The sequence below is a fragment of the Stenotrophomonas sp. HMWF003 genome (assembly GCF_003061285.1).
In the GTDB taxonomy this organism is placed as follows: Bacteria; Pseudomonadota; Gammaproteobacteria; order Xanthomonadales; family Xanthomonadaceae; genus Stenotrophomonas; species Stenotrophomonas maltophilia_AP.
On record NZ_QAIW01000093.1, the window covers coordinates 1 to 5,465 of the forward strand.

The following is a 5,465-nucleotide window of genomic DNA, read 5'->3' on the forward strand; positions in this document are numbered from 1 at the left end:
GGGTATAAACCCTGGCGATGACCTACTCTCGCATGGCTTGAGCCACACTACCATCGGCGCAGCTGCGTTTCACTTCCGAGTTCGGGATGGGATCGGGTGGTTCCACAGCGCTAATTTCACCAGGGAGGCTTTTGGAGTGTCGCCGCAGGACGTGTCTTTGCAGGGAGCGGGCACGAGTGTGCCGGCTTTACAAAGAGACGCGCCTGAGCGCCTGCCTCTCGTTTGGTCTTGTGACGTAGCGTGCACTTGGATCTATCGACATGTCATGTCGGCCAAGGCAACTTGAGGTTATATGGTCAAGCCACACGGATCATTAGTATCAGTTAGCTCAATACATTGCTGTACTTACACACCTGACCTATCAACCACATAGTCTATATGGTTCCTTCAGGGGGCTTGTGCCCCGGGAGATCTCATCTTGAGGCGCGCTTCCCGCTTAGATGCTTTCAGCGGTTATCGCTTCCGAACATAGCTACCCGGCAATGCCACTGGCGTGACAACCGGAACACCAGAGGTTCGTCCACTCCGGTCCTCTCGTACTAGGAGCAGCCCCTCTCAAATCTCCAACGCCCATGGCAGATAGGGACCGAACTGTCTCACGACGTTCTGAACCCAGCTCGCGTACCACTTTAAATGGCGAACAGCCATACCCTTGGGACCGACTACAGCCCCAGGATGTGATGAGCCGACATCGAGGTGCCAAACACCGCCGTCGATATGAACTCTTGGGCGGTATCAGCCTGTTATCCCCGGAGTACCTTTTATCCGTTGAGCGATGGCCCTTCCATACAGAACCACCGGATCACTAAGTCCTAGTTTCCTACCTGCTTGATCCGTCGATCTTGCAGTCAAGCACGCTTATGCCTTTGCACACAGTGCGCGATGTCCGACCGCGCTGAGCGTACCTTCGAGCTCCTCCGTTACTCTTTAGGAGGAGACCGCCCCAGTCAAACTACCCACCATACACGGTCCCCGATCCAGATTATGGACCCAGGTTAGAACGTCAAGCACGACAGGGTGGTATTTCAAGGATGGCTCCACTGCAGCTAGCGCCACAGTTTCATAGCCTCCCACCTATCCTACACAGACGAACTCAACGTTCAGTGTAAAGCTATAGTAAAGGTTCACGGGGTCTTTCCGTCTTGCCACGGGAACGCTGCATCTTCACAGCGATTTCAATTTCACTGAGTCTCGGGTGGAGACAGCGCCGCTGTCGTTACGCCATTCGTGCAGGTCGGAACTTACCCGACAAGGAATTTCGCTACCTTAGGACCGTTATAGTTACGGCCGCCGTTTACTGGGGCTTCGATCAAGAGCTTCGCCTTGCGGCTGACCCCATCAATTAACCTTCCAGCACCGGGCAGGCGTCACACCCTATACGTCCACTTTCGTGTTTGCAGAGTGCTGTGTTTTTGATAAACAGTCGCAGCGGCCTGGTTTCTGCGGCCCTCTTCAGCTATAGCTCGCATGAGCCACCAAAAAGGGCGCACCTTCTCCCGAAGTTACGGTGCCATGTTGCCTAGTTCCTTCACCCGAGTTCTCTCAAGCGCCTGAGAATTCTCATCCTACCCACCTGTGTCGGTTTACGGTACGGTCTGCGTAAGCTGAAGCTTAGGAGCTTTTCCTGGAAGCGTGGTATCAGTGACTTCGCCTTAAAGGCTCGTCTCGGTGCTCGGTCTTGAAGAATCCCGGATTTGCCAAAGATTCAAACCTACCTCCTTTCCCCCGGACAACCAACGCCGGGTACACCTAACCTTCTCCGTCCCTCCATCGCACTTACGCGAGGTGCAGGAATATTAACCTGCTTCCCATCGACTACGACTTTCGTCCTCGCCTTAGGGGCCGACTCACCCTGCGCCGATTAACGTTGCGCAAGGAAACCTTGGGCTTTCGGCGTGCGGGTTTTTCACCCGCATTATCGTTACTCATGTCAGCATTCGCACTTCCGATACCTCCAGCAGACTTCTCAATCCACCTTCAACGGCTTACGGAACGCTCCTCTACCGCGTACATATAAATATGCACACCCCAAGCTTCGGTTCACTGCTTAGCCCCGTTAAATCTTCCCCGCAGACCGACTCGACCAGTGAGCTATTACGCTTTCTTTAAAGGGTGGCTGCTTCTAAGCCAACCTCCTGGCTGTCTGTGCCTTTCCACATGGTTTTCCACTTAGCAGTGAATTTGGGACCTTAGCTGTGGGTCTGGGTTGTTTCCCTTTTCACGACGGACGTTAGCACCCGCCGTGTGTCTCCCATACAGTCCGTCTCGGTATTCGGAGTTTGCAATGGTTTGGTAAGTCGCGATGACCCCCTAGCCATAACAGTGCTCTACCCCCGAGAGGATACATATGAGGCGCTACCTAAATAGCTTTCGAGGAGAACCAGCTATCTCCGGGTTCGATTAGCTTTTCACTCCTAATCACAGCTCATCCCCGTCTTTTGCAACAGACGTGGGTTCGGGCCTCCAGTACCTGTTACGGCACCTTCACCCTGGCCATGACTAGATCACCCGGTTTCGGGTCTACTGCCCGCGACTATGCGCCCTTATCAGACTCGGTTTCCCTTCGCCTCCCCTATACGGTTAAGCTTGCCACGAACAGTAAGTCGCTGACCCATTATACAAAAGGTACGCAGTCACTCTTTCGAGCTCCTACTGCTTGTACGCACACGGTTTCAGGATCTATTTCACTCCCCTCTCCGGGGTTCTTTTCGCCTTTCCCTCACGGTACTGGTTCACTATCGGTCGGTCAGTAGTATTTAGCCTTGGAGGATGGTCCCCCCATGTTCAGACAGGGTTTCACGTGCCCCGCCCTACTCGTCTTCACTGGAGTGGCCCTTTTAAATACAGGGCTATCACCTTCTATGGCCAGCCGTTCCAGGCTGTTTTTCTAGAACCATTCCAGCTTAAGGGCTAGTCCCCGTTCGCTCGTCGCTACTCAGGGAATCTCGGTTGATTTCTTTTCCTCTGGTTACTTAGATATTTCAGTTCACCAGGTTCGCTTCCAGCAGCTATGTATTCACTGCAGGATACCCGCAAGCGGGTGGGTTTCCCCATTCGGACATTACCGGATCAAAGCTTGTTGCCAGCTCCCCGATACTTTTCGCAGGCTGCCACGTCCTTCATCGCCTCTGACCGCCAAGGCATCCACCGTGTGCGCTTATTCGCTTGACCATATAACCGCAAGTTGCCTTGGGTTACATATATGACCTGGGGGTACAAAGCCCAGATACGAAATATAACGACTCAATTAATAAGAAGACATTTAAGTCTTCCGCCTTAGCCTCACGACACGTCAAGATAGAATCTCAAACGCTCGCTACGTCACAAGTTTTAAAAGAACACGTACCGGCCACAATGCCGATGCGTAATAAATTCTTTGTATGCGCTAGTCATTCAGAGTGGTGGGTCTGGGTAGACTCGAACTACCGACCTCACCCTTATCAGGGGTGCGCTCTAACCACCTGAGCTACAGACCCAATGTCCGTTCAGCTCATTGCCGTTTGCGTCGATAAACACGCAACGTGTGGTGGAGCCTGTCGGGATCGAACCGACGACCCCCTGCTTGCAAAGCAGGTGCTCTCCCAGCTGAGCTAAGGCCCCATATACGGGACTATCCACGCCGGCCAGGCCGACGCGAAACTCTGAATGCAGGTTACTTGTGAAGACGCCCGACAGGACGATGCTGTCTTTGCTCAAAAGGAGGTGATCCAGCCGCACCTTCCGATACGGCTACCTTGTTACGACTTCACCCCAGTCATCGGCCACACCGTGGCAAGCGCCCTCCCGAAGGTTAAGCTACCTGCTTCTGGTGCAACAAACTCCCATGGTGTGACGGGCGGTGTGTACAAGGCCCGGGAACGTATTCACCGCAGCAATGCTGATCTGCGATTACTAGCGATTCCGACTTCATGGAGTCGAGTTGCAGACTCCAATCCGGACTGAGATAGGGTTTCTGGGATTGGCTTGCCCTCGCGGGTTTGCAGCCCTCTGTCCCTACCATTGTAGTACGTGTGTAGCCCTGGTCGTAAGGGCCATGATGACTTGACGTCATCCCCACCTTCCTCCGGTTTGTCACCGGCGGTCTCCTTAGAGTTCCCACCATTACGTGCTGGCAACTAAGGACAAGGGTTGCGCTCGTTGCGGGACTTAACCCAACATCTCACGACACGAGCTGACGACAGCCATGCAGCACCTGTGTTCGAGTTCCCGAAGGCACCAATCCATCTCTGGAAAGTTCTCGACATGTCAAGACCAGGTAAGGTTCTTCGCGTTGCATCGAATTAAACCACATACTCCACCGCTTGTGCGGGCCCCCGTCAATTCCTTTGAGTTTCAGTCTTGCGACCGTACTCCCCAGGCGGCGAACTTAACGCGTTAGCTTCGATACTGCGTGCCAAATTGCACCCAACATCCAGTTCGCATCGTTTAGGGCGTGGACTACCAGGGTATCTAATCCTGTTTGCTCCCCACGCTTTCGTGCCTCAGTGTCAGTGTTGGTCCAGGTAGCTGCCTTCGCCATGGATGTTCCTCCCGATCTCTACGCATTTCACTGCTACACCGGGAATTCCACTACCCTCTACCACACTCTAGTCGCCCAGTATCCACTGCAATTCCCAGGTTGAGCCCAGGGCTTTCACAACAGACTTAAACAACCACCTACGCACGCTTTACGCCCAGTAATTCCGAGTAACGCTTGCACCCTTCGTATTACCGCGGCTGCTGGCACGAAGTTAGCCGGTGCTTATTCTTTGGGTACCGTCAGAACAACCGGGTATTAGCCAGCTGCTTTTCTTTCCCAACAAAAGGGCTTTACAACCCGAAGGCCTTCTTCACCCACGCGGTATGGCTGGATCAGGCTTGCGCCCATTGTCCAATATTCCCCACTGCTGCCTCCCGTAGGAGTCTGGACCGTGTCTCAGTTCCAGTGTGGCTGATCATCCTCTCAGACCAGCTACGGATCGTCGCCTTGGTGGGCCTTTACCCCGCCAACTAGCTAATCCGACATCGGCTCATCTATCCGCGCAAGGCCCGAAGGTCCCCTGCTTTCACCCGAAGGTCGTATGCGGTATTAGCGTAAGTTTCCCTACGTTATCCCCCACGAAAAGGTAGATTCCGATGTATTCCTCACCCGTCCGCCACTCGCCACCCATAAGAGCAAGCTCTTACTGTGCTGCCGTTCGACTTGCATGTGTTAGGCCTACCGCCAGCGTTCACTCTGAGCCAGGATCAAACTCTTCACTTAAAAACGCATAGTCCGAGGACTAAAAATTTAAAGCTGCAGATGCTTGACCGCTGGCAACGTTTCGCTTGCTTTAAAACAATTGATATGTTGCTTGATCAAACGTCTGCAAGATGGACATACATCCTTCCTGCAGGCGCCTTCACAAGATACCTGCGCATACTGTCAAAGAACTTTGGAGTCGGCCTCAGCGCCTTCCTCCGTGTGCCCCGACGTTTCCGTCGTT

The 5,465-nt window shown here is 53.6% G+C and carries 1 protein-coding gene, 2 tRNA genes and 3 rRNA genes; 1 reads left to right on the plus strand and 5 read right to left on the minus strand.

Annotated elements, in window-relative coordinates:
• Window positions 1–9: 9 nt before the first annotated feature.
• The 5 genes from rrf to DBR34_RS03795 form a co-directional block, all read right to left on the minus strand.
• Window positions 10–124: ribosomal RNA gene (rrf, locus tag DBR34_RS03775) — 5S ribosomal RNA — on the minus strand.
• A gap of 168 nt (window positions 125–292) precedes the next feature.
• Window positions 293–3,171: ribosomal RNA gene (locus tag DBR34_RS03780) — 23S ribosomal RNA — on the minus strand.
• Window positions 3,172–3,399: 228 nt separating this feature from the next.
• Window positions 3,400–3,476 (minus strand) — tRNA-Ile (locus DBR34_RS03785).
• Window positions 3,477–3,524: 48 nt separating this feature from the next.
• Window positions 3,525–3,600: transfer RNA gene (locus tag DBR34_RS03790), tRNA-Ala, on the minus strand.
• A 95-nt stretch (window positions 3,601–3,695) separates the two neighbouring features.
• Window positions 3,696–5,242 (minus strand): 16S ribosomal RNA (locus DBR34_RS03795).
• Together the 16S, 23S and 5S rRNA genes with 2 tRNA genes alongside form the textbook arrangement of a ribosomal RNA operon.
• Before the next feature lie 39 nt (window positions 5,243–5,281).
• Between DBR34_RS03795 and DBR34_RS21615 the strand changes: the two genes are divergently transcribed.
• Window positions 5,282–5,465 (plus strand): hypothetical protein (locus DBR34_RS21615; protein WP_219928205.1); only part of this gene is annotated, 184 nt, incomplete at its 3' end.